Here is a 16,637-nt window from a genome sequence, read left to right as displayed (position 1 = left end):
CATTTCCCCTACTTAAGTATTTTATTTCGTTTGACGTTGCATCCGTTTACGGTGAACGAGAAGAAGTATGAGCGCTAAAATTGGAGCGATTGCACCGATTGCGACGATCGACCACCAATTGACTTGTGATTTTTCGATGACGTAGCTATTTGCGCTACTTGCATCGAGCGTGATCTCATATGCGTCACCATCTTGACGCACCAAGTCTGAGAATAAAAGACCTCTCAAACGCTGATCATTACCGATTTCTTTCGCAGATACACGTAAGCTCGTTTTTTTCTCCCCAAGATTAATCGCATAAACGACTTGTTGTTGTTTGGTTTCCCGTGAGTAGACCGCCATATGATCCGTTTTTGCGATCAAGCGTTGCTTCCCTGTGGCAAACGCTGGGTAGTCCTCGCGCATCTCATTCAACGTTTTTACGTACTGTTGCATCTTCTTGTTTTGATCAAATGTCATCATCATCCGGTTTCCGGGATCCTCACCGCCTGGCATCGCTACCTCTGTTCCTTGGTAGACGATTGGCATACCTGGAGCAGCATAGAGTGCAAACAGCGCTAATCGAAGTTGACGCTCCTCTTCTTTTGCGCCACCAATCTTCGCTTCCGTGATGAAACGTTTGACATCATGATTGTCAACGAAAGTTGCAAGTCCTTTAGCATTCGGATTAAACGTAGTATCTCGATTATAAACTGAATCGAGTTCTTCCGCTGAACCATTTTTGCGGGCAAACTGGTCCTTAACTCCATAATAAAACGGGAAATTCGTGACGGAATCAAAGCCTAATTTTGAATAGGAGGCAATTTTTCGCGGATCTCCGTCAAACACTTCAGCCAGTAAGAATAAGTTTGGATGCTTTTCCTTTACTGCAGGAATGAATGTTTTCCAAAATGCGGCTGGCACATGGCGAACCGTATCGAGCCGGTATCCGTCTATACCCGTTTCATCGACCCAGTAGTTCGCAACATCAATTAAGTAATTCACAACTTCAGGATTTTCCGTGTTGAAGTCTGGTAAATCAAATAACCAATTATTTTCGACTTCCGACGCATTATTCCAGTTCATGATCGGTTGGTTTTTATGAAACCAATCCGGTTTTTCTTTGACCATTGGGTGATTCGGTCCTAAGTGATTGACGACAAGATCAAGGACGACCTTGATATCTCGGTCATGCGCTTCCTTGACGAGACGCTTGAACTCTTTCTTTGTTCCGAAGTGCGGATCAATCTCGTAATAATCATCCGTCCAGTATCCATGATACCCATTTGGACGGTTCTTGAAGATTGGTGTTAACCAAATTGATGTGAAGCCTTTTTTCTTGATGTAATCAAGACGTTTCGTCACCCCTGCTAAATCTCCACCTTGGAAGGCTTTTGGATTCTCAGGATCCGCCTCTCGGTCATTACTCGGGTCTCCGTTCTCGAACCGATCAACCATGATGAAATACATCCGTTCTTTTTCCCAACTTGCTGCTTCCCCGATCATCGGTTGAAGTCCGATAGACAAGAGAAGCGGCAAGAGGAGAAGCATTATGCCTCGTCTCATGCCGCTGATTTCCCCCTTATGATTATCCTTTCGTTCCACCAGCTGTCAAACCAGAAACGAAGAAACGCTGGAATGCGAAGAAAAGAAGAACGATTGGAACTGCTGATAATACGGCACCTGCCGCAAATAACGTGAAGTTATTGTCGAACTGCTCTGACACCATGTTGTACAACCCGACCGCAAGTGTCTGTTTCTCAGGAGAACGCAGGACGAGCGATGCTAAAATGAAGTCGTTGAATGGTGCCATGAAGTTGAACAACGCGATGACGGCGACCATCGGTTTTGCGAGCGGTAAGATGATTTGCCAGAAGATTCGTAAGTGACCGGCACCATCCATCCGTGCCGCCTCATCGAGTTCTTTTGGAATCGTATCGAAATATCCTTTTGCAAGATACGTATTCATTGGAATCGCGCCACCCGAGTAGAGTAGGATGAGCGCCAGATGCGTATCAAACAATTCTAACATATTAAGCAAGACATAAATCGCAATAATGGCAACGAATTGCGGTACCATCTGCAACACGAGGAATAGGATTAGTGAATTTTTCCGACCGACGAAGCGATAGCGTGAAAAAATGTATCCTGTTAACGTGATTAGAGCGACGGAGACGACCATCGTGATGACGGCAATCTTGATTGTGTTTAAATACCACATGCCATAATCCGTTTTTGATGGATCAAACAAATCGAAGTAGTGAATCAAAGTCGGATTACTTGGAAAGATATCCGATGTAATACTTTTCCCTGGGTTAAGTGAAGTACCAACAACCCAAAGGAGTGGATAAACGATAATGATGGAGGCGATCGTCAAAATGAGATATGACAACGCCATGTTGATTCGGTTTTGTTTTCTCATATTAGATCATATCCTCATCTTTGAATGATTTTGAACGCTTGAACTGAATGACGGCAATCGTCATGATGAAGAACGACAACACAAGCGTGATCGCTGCTGCAAATCCATACTGCGGGTTCGAGCCAAGCGACAATTTGTAAATCCACGAAATCAAGATATCCGTTCCACCAGCCGATTGACCAGGTACTGCCGGTCCACCGTTGTTGAAGAGGTAGATGATATTGAAGTTATTGAAGTTGAACGTATACTGCGTAATCAAGATCGGTGCTGTTGCGAAAAGAATCATCGGCAATGTGATCAAGCGGAATTTCTCGCCTGAAGTTGCCCCGTCAATTGTCGCCGCTTCATAGAGATCCTCTGGAATCGACTGCAAGATCCCCGTCGTCAGTGTCATGATGTACGGGAAACCTAACCACCACTGAATCCCGATCAAAGCAAGCTTCGTATACGTTGGATCTGTCATCCACTCGATACCATTATCGAGACCAATCGCTGGTAACAATGTCGTATTGAAGACACCGAATGTCTCATTCAACATCGAGCGGAAGATCAAAATCGTGATGAAGGCTGGTACTGCCCATGACAGGATTAAGATGGAACGGAAGAACCGTTTCCCTTTGAGTCCTTTTTGGTTAAGCAAGACTGCAAGTCCGATACCGATCGCGATGACACCTGTCGTCGAAGCAACGGTCCAGACAAGCGTCCAACCAAGAACGCTGACGAACGTGTCACGGAAAATATCAACCGTAAAGATGTTCAAGAAGTTTTGAATCCCGATCCAGTCGACCAGCTTTGCAGGAGGCGAGTTGTTGAACTTATAGTTCGTAAAAGCAATCAAGAAAGTAAAGATTAACGGTAAGACGACCGTGAATACTAAAAGTACTAATGAAGGAATCAACATCGCATACGGGAATCCATTATCGCGGAAGTTCCGTAGTTGCATCTTTAAGGAAGGTACTTCAAGGTTCATGTCACGTAACTTACCGATTCGATACGCATCGATAAAGTTCCAGACGTAAATGGCAATACCAAAGATAAGTAAAATCAAGGCAATGATGCCCTCGACCATTAGAAAGATCGAGTGATCCCCTCTTACGCCTGGTACCTCACCGAGTGTAATCAAGCCCCAGATCGCTCCGCGATCGCCAGGACCATTTCCGGCTCCTTTGAAGAACAGTTCAAAGTTGACGAGAAAATATGATAGTACGACGACGAAAAACGTCGCGCCTTTAAGGAACTGTTTATTGTATAGTTGTCCTACTCCTGGAATGATCGACATCAGCGCCGCAATCGTGCGGTGGTTCGTCTTTTTTTCAGGCGTTGGATTCGTCGGGTGTGGTGTTGCAATCGCAGCCATCGTCCGTTCTCCTTTCCAAAGGTCATGTCTGACCTCAGGCTTCTCTTCCAACCATAAAGATGAGGGGGAATCCAAGATCCCCCTCTCTTTATCTCTTTGTCATGGATTCATACGTTCCATTTACGCTTATTGATTGTTTGCTTCGATTTGTTGCTTGATTTGTTTGACAGCATCATCAGCTGATTTTTGTGCGTCTTGTTTGTTTGTTGCAACAAGCTGGAGTGCTGCTGCCATTGGCTCCCAAACTTGACCCATCTCAGCGATGTTCGGCATTGGTACACCGTTTTTCGCTTGTGCGAAGACTGCTGCTGCGACTTCGTTATCCTTGATTGCTGCATCTTCTTGAAGAGCAGTGACTGGTGGGATCTCGTTGTATTTTTCGAACATTGTCTTAGCGTTTTCTTCACCAGTAAGTGATGCCAAGAACTTCTCAGCCCACTCAGCATTTTCTGAGTATGCTGAAATCGCGTATGTTTTTACACCAACGAATGTTTTGATCGGCTCACCGTTTGGAAGTTTCGGAAGTTCAGATGCTCCGAGGTTGATACCTTTTTCTTTATATCCTGCAACAGCCCAAGGACCGTTCATGACAGCTGCTGCTTTTTTATCACCGAAGAGTTGGTCCATCGCTTGAGCACCGCCACCACCGATGAGACCTTTCGGGAAGAGACCTTCTTTGTACCACTTGCCGATATAATCCATACCTTCGACAGCACCTTTATTGTTCAAGCCGATATCTGCTGGATCCAATTTGCCACCGTTGTCTTTGAAGACATACCCACCGTATCCACCGATTGGACCGTGTGCGAAGTAGAAGTTATCCCAAAGTGCGAGGAAACCGTACTGACCGCCTTTTTTCTTTTCAGTAGACAATTTGTATAGGTCGTCCATTGAAGCTGGTGCTTCTTTTAATTCATCTTTATTGAAAAGGAGGATTGGTGTTTCAACTGCTTTCGGATATCCGTAGACTTTACCATCAAACGTAACTGCTGACTTCGCTGTATCGATGAATGGCTCAAGTGCTTTTTCACCATCCTTGAGTTCCGCGATCAACCCTTGGTCAACGACTGTACCGATTTGGTCGTGAGGAAGAAGCATGATGTCCGGTCCCTTACCTGCTGGTCCGTCAAGTGCTACTTTCTTCTGCTGATCTGTCATCTTGACTTCTTTAACTTCGACTTTGACGCCTTCTTTTTCTTCGAACGCTTTAGCTGCCGCTTTAGTCGTTTCAGCTTTGTCAGTGTCTTCCCAGATGACGATTTTTGATGGTTTTTTGCTACCTGATTCTGAAGATGATGATTCAGAGTCCGATCCACCGCCACAAGCTGCAAGCGCACCGATTGCCATGACAGATACAGAGAGACCTGCTACGAATTTTTTCATTTCCATGATTGAAATTTCCTCCCCAAGTTAACTTATGAATGATAAGTTTTAATGCACAACGTTTGCATAAAGGCACAACCATTTTCTCATGATAACAACCGAGTGGTTGTAAGCGTTTTATGAAAACGTTTGCATCACCTTTACATTTTTATTATACAATCTAAAATCCTTTTGACAAGTCCTTTTATTCAATTATTTTCTTACATTTCAAAAACTTTTTATTTTTAATTTCATTATTTGAATCAAACGCTAAAAAGAATAAGTGAATAAAAAGAAAACGTTTTCATTTTTATTGTTTGCACAACATGATGCAAACGATTGCATCATACTCTCGACTTTTATCAGGAATCCTTGATTTCACGGGATTGGAATTGACTTTAAGAAAGCGCTTTACTATTCTTAGGTCGAAGACATAATCAATATGATGCAAGCGATTGCGTTAAGGAGTGACTGCCATGTTCAAAGAAGCTGTGTTTCACCGTGCGATGTCTCCCTTCGTCTACAAGTATGACGAGCGAACGATCCACATCCGTTTACAAACGAAAAAAAATGACGTTGATCGCGTCGATTTGATTTGGGGCGATCCATACGATTGGCATACTGAAAACCCGGATGCTGCTGATTGGAACTTCGATCCCTCAAAATCAAATTACTGGAATACATTTGAAACACCGATGAAGCGAAGTGGATCAGATGAGTTATACGATTATTGGTTCATCGATGTCGTACCTCCTTTCCGTCGTCTACGATATGGTTTCCGTCTCCATGACGGTGCGACAAGTCAAGTCTTTACAGAACGTGGATGGTTTGATGAAAAACCGCTCGATGATACGGGCTACTATTTCTGCGTTCCTTTCCTTAATGCAGTCGACGTATTCACTGCACCAGATTGGGTCCAGGATACGGTTTGGTATCAAATCTTCCCGGATCGCTTCGCAAATGGCGATGCGACGAATGATCCAGCTGGTACACTTCCGTGGAATAGTACAGCACCGACGACGACGAATCTTTTCGGTGGAGATTTCCAAGGGGTCATCGATCACATCGATTATCTCGTTGAACTTGGTATCACTGGTATTTACTTCTGTCCGATCTTCTTGGCGAAATCGAATCATAAATATGACACAATCGATTACTTAGAAATTGATCCACAGTTCGGTACGAAAGAGAAATTCAAGGAAATGGTCGATTTGTTACACGCACACGGCATTCGCATTATGCTAGATGCCGTATTCAATCATGCCGGCTTCCATCACAAAGCATTCGCTGACATTCGTGAACATGGTAGCCATTCAACTTATAAAGAATGGTTCCATCTGCGTGATTTCCCACTCGTGACCGAGCCGCTACCGAACTACGATACGTTTGCTTTCGTACCTGAGATGCCGAAATTCAATACCGAGAACGATGAAGTAAAGTCATATTTACTTCATGTCGCCCGCTATTGGGTCGAAGAATTTGGAATCGATGGCTGGCGACTCGACGTCGCCAACGAAGTCGATCACGCATTTTGGCGTGATTTCCGTCAAGTCGTCAAGGAAGTCAATCCTGATGCGTATATCCTTGGTGAAATTTGGCATGACTCACAGGAATGGTTGCTCGGTGACCAGTTTGACGCCGTCATGAACTATCCATTTACGAATGCCGCCTTGAACTTCTTTGCCTTAGATAAGACTAAAGCAACTTCGTATGCGAATGATATGTCGCATGTATTGTTCTCAAACACGATGAATGTCAATGAAGTGACCTTTAATTTAATCGGTTCACACGATACACCACGTGCGTTGACGCGCGCTGGCAATAACAAACAAAAGCTTCGTCTTCTCTTGTTATCGATGTTGACGTTCTCGGGTAGTCCCGTCATCTATTATGGTGATGAAATCGGTCTCGATGGCGATCAAGATCCAGGCTGTCGGAAATGCATGCCATGGGATCCAGAGGAGCAGGATCAGGAGTTATTCGCCTATACGCGACACTTGTTACAGCTTCGAAAGCAGCATAAGACGCTTGCGAACCAAGGTCACATTTCTTTCGTTCATGCGAATGATGAGACGAATACGATCATCATGCGTCGCATGAGCCCGGAAGGATTGTATTATATCTACTTCAACAATTCAGATGTTCCTGTTTCGCTGACCGCTCCACAAGCTGGTCGAGGACTTGATTTATTGACGAACACGCACCAGCAGACACTTGATGTCTCTCTCCCTGCGTATTCTGGAACGATCGTTCAAGTCTTATAACCATCTAAAAGCCTGTACACTCACCTTCTAAAAAGAAGTTTGTGTCCAGGCTTTTTCTGTATCCGTTCTTCAGGAGAGAAACAAGTTAATGAATGCCATCGAATTAGGGTATAGGGTACAGAAAGGAGGACATCCTCCATGGAAATTTTCTTTTACGCCGGTCTCATCCTCATCGGCTTATTTACGATCAGTTACTTGAGTGAACGATTCCACGTCCCGAGTATTCTGGCCTTCATCTTGATCGGAATCGTCCTTGGATTCTATTACGACCCTCCCGAAGAGCTGAAACTCGGGGGAGAAGCGGGCATCATCGTCCTGTTCTTTTTACTCGGTCTAAAATTTTCAGTGGCGGACTTGCTGATTCAGCTCCGTTCCATTTGGAAAGCGGGAGTCATTGATATTCTACTTTCGTTTGGTGGAACAATCCTATTGACTTTATCGTTCGGTTTTTCCATCGCCGAATCGTTTTTGATTGGCTGTGTCTTATATGCGACGAGTTCTTCGATTTCTGCTCGATTGCTCGACCGCGAACCGGACAAACATCAGGACGTGAATCGCTTCGTGCTATCCCTACTCGTCTTTGAAGATTTGATGGCACCGATCTTACTGACGACTGCACCATTCGTTTTAGGAACCGGGACGTTTTCTGTTACTAAAATTAGCATCATCTTTCTCGGCTTCGCTTTCTTTTTCATCGCTTTAGTCATCATGACGTTGTTCATAAGAAGACGGAAACGTCTCGTCGATTCCCTCTACCGTCATCCTGATGCCGGCATCGGAATCATCGGCTTGATCTTATTGTTTTCTGGAATTGGAATCTTATTTGGTCTATCCGAAGTACTTGGTGCCTTCATCATCGGTATTTTGTTAACCGAACTGGATGAGACGCGTTATCTTAGACGACTAGTCACGCCGTTCCAAGACTTATTATTACCATTGTTCTTTATTACATTCGGAATGTCATTCGAATTGACTGACGGATTACCGATTGATCTATTTTTCTTCGCTCTTGTCATTTGGGGAGTCGTCTCTAAATTTTTAGTCGGTTACCTCGGCGGAAGGTCCTTTGGTTTATCGAATTATCATGCGATCGAATCTGGCTTTTGTCTGGGTCCACGTGGTGAATTTTCGATACTTTTCATCACGCTCGCTAGTGGTGCATTCGTGACGTTGACCGGGATATACATTTTTGTTTCTGCTTTTCTCGGAATTCTATTATTCCGTATCTCTACAGGATTGACGAACCGTACACATGCGACCGCACGAAAAATCAAAAAGAAATTGAATTAAAAAGACGTCGGCGCATCGTGCGTTTCCGACGTCTTTCTTCTATAAAGTATGCTCGATTCATCGTCCGACAAAAACAGGGCGTTTTTTTTCGATGAAGGATTCAACAGCATGGCGATGGTCTTCCGTTTTTCCAGCACGTGACTGATAGATGATTTCTTGAGCAAGCATTTCCTCCAAGTTATTTTCATAACTCGCTGCTTGCAGCTGCTTAATGTACCCGATCACTTTCGTCGGACGATTCGCTAGCTGACGAGCAAAAGCTGTGACCTCTTCTCCAAATTTCTCTGATTCGATGCTTCGTGTCGCAAGATTGAGCGAAACGGCTTCGTCTGCTGATATCGTATCACCGAGTAACGCAAGCTCCGTTGCTTTTGCTGCACCGATTAGCCGAGGTAAGAAATACGGAGCCCCTGCATCCGGGACAAGACCGATATTGATGAATCCGAGCGACAATTTCGCTTCAGCGTGGACGAGCCGGAAATCGCAGGCAAGCGTCAATGATAAACCGGCACCTGCCGCTACACCATTGATGGCAGCAATCGTCGGTTTTTTCGATTTAGCAATTGCCCGAACGACAGGATGGTAATACTGCTTTAGATATTCACCATGGTCGAGCTCAGGAGAGACAGTTTTTAAGTCTTGTCCTGCGCAAAAACCGCGTCCTTCACCAGTCAAGACGATGACTCGTACTTCTTCATCTTGATTTGCTTCTTCTAAAGCGTCTGCGAGTTCTTCTAATAAATTCGAGGTTAATGCATTCAATTGTTTCGGTCGAGCGAGCGTTAACGTCGCAATCTGATCCTTGACGACATAATTCAATTCTCGTTTCATCGGATTCCCCTACCTTTTAAAAATGAATGATTGTTCATTATGATGTATTCGTGATATTTTATGAAAATCCTTTTAAATCTCTATTTTTTCGATGAAAGACAAAAAACCCTCTTTCATTATGAAAATTGAAGGCGTATAGTTTCAAAAAGATAAAGAAACACTATTCGTTTTATGAAACAAAGGGGATTTATTTTATGAAAACAGTCAAGCAACCAAGCTTATTCCACATTACGTGGCCATTATTCATTGAAATCGCACTGCATATGAGTCTCGGAATCATTGCAACGTTGATTTTAAGTTATTACTCGGATAGCGCTGCTGCGGCAGTCGGCGTATCCAATCAAATTTTGAATATCTTCATCATTTTATTCAATATCACATCGGTCGGTGCAACGATCATCATTGGTCAGTATCTTGGTGCAAGAAAGACACAAAATGCTCGCCAAACTGCTCGATCCGCTTTTGCAATTAACTTGTATACCGGTCTCATCGTTTCTCTGACCGTCGTCTTGTTCGGAAGACAACTTCTTGGATTTTTCTCATTAGAAGGAGAGACCCTCGTTTATGGCGAAACGTTCATTAAGATCGTTGGTTTGTTCCTTTTCTTAGAAGCCATCTCACTGACACTGGGTGCGATTCTTCGGAGTCATGGATTCACTAAAAATGCTATGTACGTCACGCTACTCATGAATTTCGTTAGTGCTTTTGGTAACGTCATCGCTGTTCTTGGACTCTTCGGCATTCCCGTTCTCGGTGTTGCTGGTGTCGCTTGGTCGATCGTCATCGCCCGGACAATCGCTGTCCTTGTGTTGTTCTTTGTCGTTTACCGCAAACTTTCTTTACGTTTTACAGTAAAAGACTTGATTCATTTCAATCGTGAGGATGTGAAACGAATCATGAACATCGGAATCCCATCTGCTGGTGAAGGGATCTCGTATCAATTCTCACAACTCATCATCACAGGATTCATCGCAACGATTGGTGAAGCAGCGTTGTCTGCTCGTGTTTATGTATCAAACATCACGATGCTTTGTTTCCTATTTACGCTTGCCATCGCTCAAGGAACTCAATTACTCGTCGCACGCCAAGTTGGTGCTCAACAATTTGAACAAGCATACGGACGTGCTGTGAAAACATTGAAGATCGCTGTTTTCGCAAGCTTCATCTCAGCTGTCGCTCTTGCTTCATTCGGTTCATCGATTCTATCAGCGTTCACATCGAGTCCCGAAATCATTGCAATCGGTATCCCACTACTCTGGGCAAGCGTCATTCTTGAACCAGGTCGCGCGATGAACATCGTGCTCATGGGAACTCTTAAATCGGCAGGAGATGTTCGTTTCCCTGTCGCCATCGGTATTCTATCGATGTGGGGAATCGCGGTCGTCCTAAGTTATACGCTTGGTCTTGGTTTCGGTCTTGGACTACTTGGAATCTGGATTGCCTTCTCTGCTGACGAATGGTTCCGTGGCATTTTCGCCATGAAACGTTGGCACGGACGGAAATGGGTCCAATACTCACTCGTCAAAGGAGAAACACATGAGCAAAACGAACGTCGAGAGGCTTCTGAAGCAGTCTAAGATTGACTTTGAATCCCTCACTTATCCTGTTGATCTTGATGATTTATCTGCTGAAGCCGTCGCTAGAAAGATTAATTACCCCCTTTCGACCATTTTTAAAACCCTTGTTTTGAAAATGGTCGAAAATAAATATGTCTTCGTCGTCATTTCGGGGGAAGAAGAACTCTCTCTAAAGGCAGCGGCTAAAGCATTGCATTCGAAAAAAGTCGCGCTTGTTTCGATGAAGGAGTTAGAATTCCTGACTGGCTATATTCGAGGTGGTGTCTCTGCCATCGGTGCTAAGAAGAATTTTCCGGTTCTTTTATCGGATCGTGCTATCCATGAACCATTCATCATCATATCCGCTGGAAAACGTGGACATCAAGTTCGATTGAATCCTCATGATTTTTTATCTTTCACTCAGGGGATTCTCTTTACGAACGGCTGAATTCCATCTCCTAATTATGGTATGATGAGTAGTATCGATGAAGTGGCAGGAGGAATCATTTTGTGGAAAGATCGTGTTCGTAATTCAATACCCAACCTATTTACGTTCGGAAATCTGTATTGTGGTTTTTTAGCCATCGTCATGGCAGCAAAAGGTGATTTTCAAAATGCCACCTTACTAATCGTCATCGCGATGATGCTTGATAGTCTGGACGGACGTCTTGCTCGGATGCTTGGTGTAGCAGGCGACTTCGGAAAAGAACTGGACTCATTAGCAGATATCGTGACATTCGGTGTCGCACCTGCAATGATGGCCTACTATACGTATTTCTATGAATTCGGAGAAGTTGGTTTACTAATCTCTGCTCTGTTCCCGTTGTTCGGCGCATTCCGTCTTGCCCGGTTTAATTTATCGGCAACGAATGTGGCATCTGCTTATTTTTCAGGTGTACCAATTACGGCGGCAGGTGGTATTTTGGCCGTCGTCACGTTGTTTAGTGGACGAATGAACGACTTGATGGTCCCACTTGTCTTCACAGGTCTTGCCTTCTTGATGGTCAGTCGTGTCAAGATTCCAAGTTTTAAAGACATTCCCGTTCCGCGCCATACGTTCGTCATCACCTTTACGTTGCTGTACGTGACGTATGTCATGATTGCGCGTAGCAATGAGTGGTCGACGTTTTGGTTCGTTGCTGTTCCGTTGTATATCGCGTTTCTCCTTTTCTCATTTATCAAAAAGAAGAAGCAAAAACAACATTCAAACGGATGATGATAGGAAGTGGTTCGGTTTCTCTTGCGAGAAGCCGGACCACTTTTTTTATAAGACCGCTTCTCCCTCGCTCGTTTTCAAGATATATGGGTATACTTATGACAGAAGCTATTTTGGAAATGGAGGAATGTCACGCATGGAGCAGTTTCATAAACGTCTTTGGATTTTCTTTTCGATTTGGTTCGCCATTGGCTTGATCTTAGTCGGTTTTTCGTTACTTCCTCCTTGGCTCGAGTGGGCCAATGCCGTCTTTTTATTCGCTTCCGGCTTATACGCAGCTCTCTATTTTTGGCATGTCTTACCGAAGGGACGTCTTGTCATCCCCTTCATCTTTTTTGGTTCGATCATCATTGAGTCGATTGGGGTCCATACCGGTTGGCCGTTCGGAACATATCGTTACGAGTCGGATTTCGGTGTCCAGTTATTAGGTGTGCCGATTACGATTGGGGCTGCATGGTTGTCGGTCATGGGTGCGAGTCTCGCTTTCTCCCGTTTGTTCTCATTTCGCTATAGTACACTGATTCTCGTTCCATTGTTTGCCGTTTGGCTCGATTTAGCGATCGATCCTGTTGCTGCTAACGTGAAATCGTATTGGCTTTGGCAAGACGGTGGCTGGTATTACGATATTCCGACACAGAATTTCTTCGGGTGGTATGGAACGGCGCTCGTCTTTTCCTTTTTCATCAATCGCTATCAAGTCAAAGCGACGGATGCCGCACTCGAACAAAACAATCAGTATCTCTTTTTGATGTTGCACACTTTATTCGGTGTAACAGCAGGAGTTGCTGGTCTCTATGGCGTCACTTTGGTCAGCTTAAGTGCGTTCATCGTCTATTTCATTGTGAAACGAGGGGTTATCGTTGAAAGAAGCAAACAAAAGCAAATTAGCTGAATCCGTATTTCATACGTATGTCGATCATGCTTTGATTCAGCGTCATTTTCACCGTGTTTTATACCGCGCAGACGATTTACCCGTCCCAGGACTCATGCTTGCTACGCATAGTTCTTGGTGGGATGGCATGATTCTCTTTCATTTAGATCAAACCTGTTTCCGTCATGATCCGTATGTCATGATTGACCAGGCAGGACTCGCCCGTTTTCCATTCTTCTCCCGTCTCGGAGCTTTCTCTGTCGACCGGACATCGTTCTCTGATATCAAGAAAAGCCTTCAATATGCAAAAGCACGACTCCAAAACGGAAGCAGCGTCTGGATGTTTCCTCAAGGGGAGGAACGGCATCAAGAAGAACGACCGATGCACTTAGCAAGTGGAGCAACGCAATTAATGCGTCATGCGGATACCGTGTCTCTCGTCGCCTTCTACTATTCGTACGGACATGAACAGCAACCGGATGTCTATGTAAGGACGCGTCGCTTTTATCCATTGTCTGACGAACGATCCAGTGTCCAAGTAAAACGTCTGACAGTAGAGCTAACAGCACTATATGACGACATACGAGCAGATGCGATGGCAGAGCGTGTTGATTTGTATCGCTGTATCTCAAAACGAAGGGAACCACTCCCTGCGCGAACGGAGCGCTGGTTACGGGCACTTCGGTCATGAGTTGGTTCTTTTTTTTCCTCGCTCTAGCTGTCTGTCTCTACACATGGGTCAATTTAGCTTTTTTACCTCGATTAACGGATGCGGTTCAACCAGATAGTCTAGCAATCTGCATCCCGTTACGTAACGAGGAGCGCAATGTACGAAAATTATTAGACGCACTGGAACCCGCTTTGACATCAGGTATGCACGTCTACTTATATGAAGATCGTTCGACCGATCGGACGCGTGAGTTATTGCTCGATCGGATTGGTCAAGACAATCGTTTTACGGTGATTGATGGTCTTCCCTTACCAGTAGGCTGGGCAGGAAAGGTCCATGCGTGTCATCAACTCGCGAGACGAACGACAGAGGACTATCTATTATTTCTCGATGCTGATGTGACACTGACACCTGATGCAATTTGTCGCTTATACGGAACGTTACGAACAGAACGAGCCGTTTTCCTTTCTGGTTTTCCGTCATTTCCTGTACCGACGTTTCTCGGGAAGTGTTTGATTCCGATACAACATGTTCTTATCGCACAGCATCTTCCGATTCCGTTTCGCAAGGTGAAACATCCGGCTTTTGCCGCTGCGAACGGAATGGTCGTCCTCGTCGAACGACATGCTTACGAACAAGTCGGTGGACATGACAGCATTCGAACGGCTCTTGTAGACGACCTAGAGCTTTGTCGTACATTTAAACGACATGGATGGACAACGACACTTGTCGAAGTCGCCCCAGTTGTTTCTTGCGACATGTACGCTACGAATGAAGAAGTCTGGCAAGGTTTTCTAAAGAATGTCTTTCGTGGGATGAACGATTCCTACGTCGTCGGATCATACTTTCTACTCTTTTACTTGATTCAAGCAAGTGTCCTACCTTATCTCATCCTTCACCCATCCTGGCAGATGGGTGGCGCACTGATTCTTCTTTACTTAGCAAGATTCCGGATCGATCGTGCGGCACAAATCCGACATGTTTGGTGGCTTCATCCACTGGCGGTACTTCTTTATGTCATCTTGCTAACCAGTGCGATGATTCGAAGCTTTAGGAAACGGGAAATCACATGGAAGGGTCGAACCTATTCATAAGGAGGAATCAATAGTATGAAACATATAGCTGTCATCGGAGCCGGTCTTGGTGGACTCAGCGCCGCCATTTCATTAGCGGCAAAAGGGTTTCGTGTCACTGTCGTCGAGCGTAATGCACATATTGGCGGCAAGATGATGCCGATCGTCACAGAAGGACATCGCTTCGACTTCGGACCGAATACGATCACAATGCCGGAAGTCTTTCAGTCTGTCATTCTCGAGTCCGGAGCAGATCCCGATGAATACTTTACATTTACGAAACTCGAGCGCCATACGATCAATCACTTTTCAGACGGACGCACGTTAACCTTTTCGTCTGGGCGAGAAGCGATGCGAACAGAAGTAGATCGTTTCACGAACGGTCAGTTGGCGAAAAACGATATTACCGGTTACCAAGAGGAAGTCGCGAAGTTGCATACGATCGCCAAACGACAATTTTTCACAAATATCGATTCATATGTCCGCCCTTCCCTTTGGCGTGACATGCTAAAAGTGCATCCCTTTCAAAGTCTCCATGGACTGCATAAACACTACTTTAAGGATAAAGAGTTAATTCAGGCACTTGATCGTTATGCAACATATATCGGGAGCAGTCCGTATCAAACACCTGCTACCTTCAGTTTAATCGCTCATTTAGAACTAAATGACGGCGTCTACTTCACGAATGGCGGCAATACAGCAATCGCAGAAGGATTCGCTCGACGTGCAAAAGAACTCGGTGTCGTCTTCCGGCTTGGAGATGAGGTGACCCAGATCGAAGTCGTCGACGGACAAGCAACGGAAATCGAATTGAATCATTTAGAATATCTACCCGTCGACTTCGTCGTCATGAACGGTGATTTGTTGACACAATATCCACGTCTGATCTCAGAAACCGCACGACCTGATTTTAAAAATCCGACGCCTGCTCAAGTCGAACCGTCCATTTCTGCCTATGTCCGTTGCATCGGTCTCTCACGTCGGATCGAAGGACTGGCTCATCATAACGTCTTCTTCTCTTCAGATTACGAAGCAGAGTTCAAAGCACTTTTTGATGAAAAACGTTATGCGGAGGAACCGACGATCTATATCTCCAATTCTTCCGTCACAGCCCCAGAAATGGGACAAGCGGGTGACAATCTGTTTGTACTCGTCAACGCGCCTGCGACAGATACTGGACATGCGATTGATTTTGATACGTATGATCAACTGATCAATCAACGGTTGCAGTCGTTTGGAATTGATATTTCATCAGATGTCGTCTACGAACAACGGGTCACACCACAGGATATCGAACAAACCTTCTTTGCTTATCACGGCTCGTTGTATGGCTTGTCATCCAATGGCATCCGGTCGTCTTTCCTCCGTCCGAGCAACCGTTCAAAGAATGTTCACAATTTGTTTTTTGCCGGTGGATCAACGCATCCTGGTGGTGGTAGTCCAATGGTGACGCTTTCAGGAAAACTAGCAAGTGAACGAATCGTCTCTGCTGTCGCCGCTACCCTGTGAACGTTATGTGAATTGCATATCAATCACTTGTACGGACAACTAAGATTTGATACGATTACTTCGAGTTCAAGAGGTAGTGATTGACCCCACATCCTCAATCAAGCGCAAGGTGACTTCCCCGAGTCAAGAGCGTTGAAGAACTTACTTTTTCTAACCAGCGAAATCAAATGGGACCCACCCATTTCATCACGTGACTCATCGTGTGTCCATTCGCATGACTTACGACGTTCCCCCTTA

General features: G+C 44.8%; 14 protein-coding genes. 9 read left to right on the top strand and 5 right to left on the bottom strand.

Annotation, left to right across the window (positions count from 1 at the left end; translation table 11 throughout):
- Positions 1-21: 21 nt before the first annotated feature.
- The 4 genes from ACN9MT_RS03990 to ACN9MT_RS03975 all read right to left on the bottom strand — a co-directional run bounded on the left by ACN9MT_RS03990 (position 22) and on the right by ACN9MT_RS03975 (position 5,141).
- Complete coding sequence (locus ACN9MT_RS03990) at positions 22-1,545, bottom strand: alpha-amylase family glycosyl hydrolase (protein ID WP_426272814.1); 1,524 nt, start codon at positions 1,543-1,545, stop codon at positions 22-24.
- 22 nt (positions 1,546-1,567) lie between these two features.
- On the bottom strand, positions 1,568-2,401 hold the full coding sequence (locus tag ACN9MT_RS03985; RefSeq protein WP_050677686.1) for a sugar ABC transporter permease: 834 nt from the start codon (positions 2,399-2,401) through the stop codon (positions 1,568-1,570).
- A gap of 1 nt (position 2,402) precedes the next feature.
- Positions 2,403-3,758, bottom strand: coding sequence for an ABC transporter permease subunit (locus tag ACN9MT_RS03980; RefSeq protein ID WP_426272813.1), 1,356 nt, complete (start codon positions 3,756-3,758; stop codon positions 2,403-2,405).
- Positions 3,759-3,884: 126 nt separating this feature from the next.
- Positions 3,885-5,141 carry an extracellular solute-binding protein gene (locus tag ACN9MT_RS03975; protein ID WP_426273455.1) on the bottom strand — a complete coding sequence of 419 codons (1,257 nt, stop codon included), beginning with the start codon at positions 5,139-5,141 and terminating at the stop codon, positions 3,885-3,887.
- 455 nt (positions 5,142-5,596) lie between these two features.
- On the opposite strand from ACN9MT_RS03975, the gene ACN9MT_RS03970 reads away from it, so the two are divergent.
- On the top strand, positions 5,597-7,384 hold the full coding sequence (locus ACN9MT_RS03970; RefSeq protein WP_426272812.1) for a glycoside hydrolase family 13 protein: 1,788 nt from the start codon (positions 5,597-5,599) through the stop codon (positions 7,382-7,384).
- Positions 7,385-7,522: 138 nt separating this feature from the next.
- Positions 7,523-8,674: a cation:proton antiporter gene (locus ACN9MT_RS03965; protein ID WP_426272811.1), complete on the top strand. Its 1,152-nt coding sequence runs from the start codon at positions 7,523-7,525 to the stop codon at positions 8,672-8,674.
- A gap of 57 nt (positions 8,675-8,731) precedes the next feature.
- On the opposite strand, the gene ACN9MT_RS03960 is transcribed toward ACN9MT_RS03965, so the two are convergent.
- Positions 8,732-9,505, bottom strand: a complete 774-nt coding sequence (locus ACN9MT_RS03960) for an enoyl-CoA hydratase/isomerase family protein (RefSeq protein ID WP_056060026.1) — start codon at positions 9,503-9,505, stop codon at positions 8,732-8,734.
- Positions 9,506-9,699: 194 nt separating this feature from the next.
- Between ACN9MT_RS03960 and ACN9MT_RS03955 the strand changes: the two genes are divergently transcribed.
- The 7 genes from ACN9MT_RS03955 (at position 9,700) to ACN9MT_RS03925 (ending at position 16,400) form a co-directional block, all read left to right on the top strand.
- Positions 9,700-11,082, top strand: a complete 1,383-nt coding sequence (locus ACN9MT_RS03955; RefSeq protein ID WP_035398439.1) for an MATE family efflux transporter — start codon at positions 9,700-9,702, stop codon at positions 11,080-11,082.
- A complete protein-coding gene (locus tag ACN9MT_RS03950; protein ID WP_426272810.1) occupies positions 11,042-11,509 on the top strand; it encodes an aminoacyl-tRNA deacylase in 468 nt (155 codons plus the stop codon). Before ACN9MT_RS03955 ends, ACN9MT_RS03950 begins: the two co-directional genes overlap by 41 nt.
- A 21-nt stretch (positions 11,510-11,530) precedes the next feature.
- A complete protein-coding gene (pssA, locus tag ACN9MT_RS03945) occupies positions 11,531-12,277 on the top strand; it encodes a CDP-diacylglycerol--serine O-phosphatidyltransferase (RefSeq protein WP_174316042.1) in 747 nt (248 codons plus the stop codon).
- 136 nt (positions 12,278-12,413) lie between these two features.
- Complete coding sequence (locus ACN9MT_RS03940; RefSeq protein ID WP_035409339.1) at positions 12,414-13,169, top strand: carotenoid biosynthesis protein; 756 nt, start codon at positions 12,414-12,416, stop codon at positions 13,167-13,169.
- On the top strand, positions 13,138-13,839 hold the full coding sequence (locus tag ACN9MT_RS03935) for a lysophospholipid acyltransferase family protein (RefSeq protein WP_426272809.1): 702 nt from the start codon (positions 13,138-13,140) through the stop codon (positions 13,837-13,839). The genes ACN9MT_RS03940 and ACN9MT_RS03935 overlap by 32 nt, the downstream gene beginning before the upstream one ends.
- Complete coding sequence (locus tag ACN9MT_RS03930; protein WP_426272808.1) at positions 13,836-14,912, top strand: glycosyltransferase; 1,077 nt, start codon at positions 13,836-13,838, stop codon at positions 14,910-14,912. The genes ACN9MT_RS03935 and ACN9MT_RS03930 overlap by 4 nt, the downstream gene beginning before the upstream one ends.
- Before the next feature lie 15 nt (positions 14,913-14,927).
- Positions 14,928-16,400 carry a phytoene desaturase family protein gene (locus ACN9MT_RS03925; RefSeq protein WP_035409346.1) on the top strand — a complete coding sequence of 491 codons (1,473 nt, stop codon included), beginning with the start codon at positions 14,928-14,930 and terminating at the stop codon, positions 16,398-16,400.
- Positions 16,401-16,637 lie beyond the last annotated feature (237 nt).

This window comes from Exiguobacterium sp. R-17, from assembly GCF_049913315.1.
GTDB lineage: Bacteria > Bacillota > Bacilli > Exiguobacteriales > Exiguobacteriaceae > Exiguobacterium_A.
Note: the sequence above shows the minus strand (reverse complement) of the source record. Positions and strands in the feature narration are given on the sequence as shown.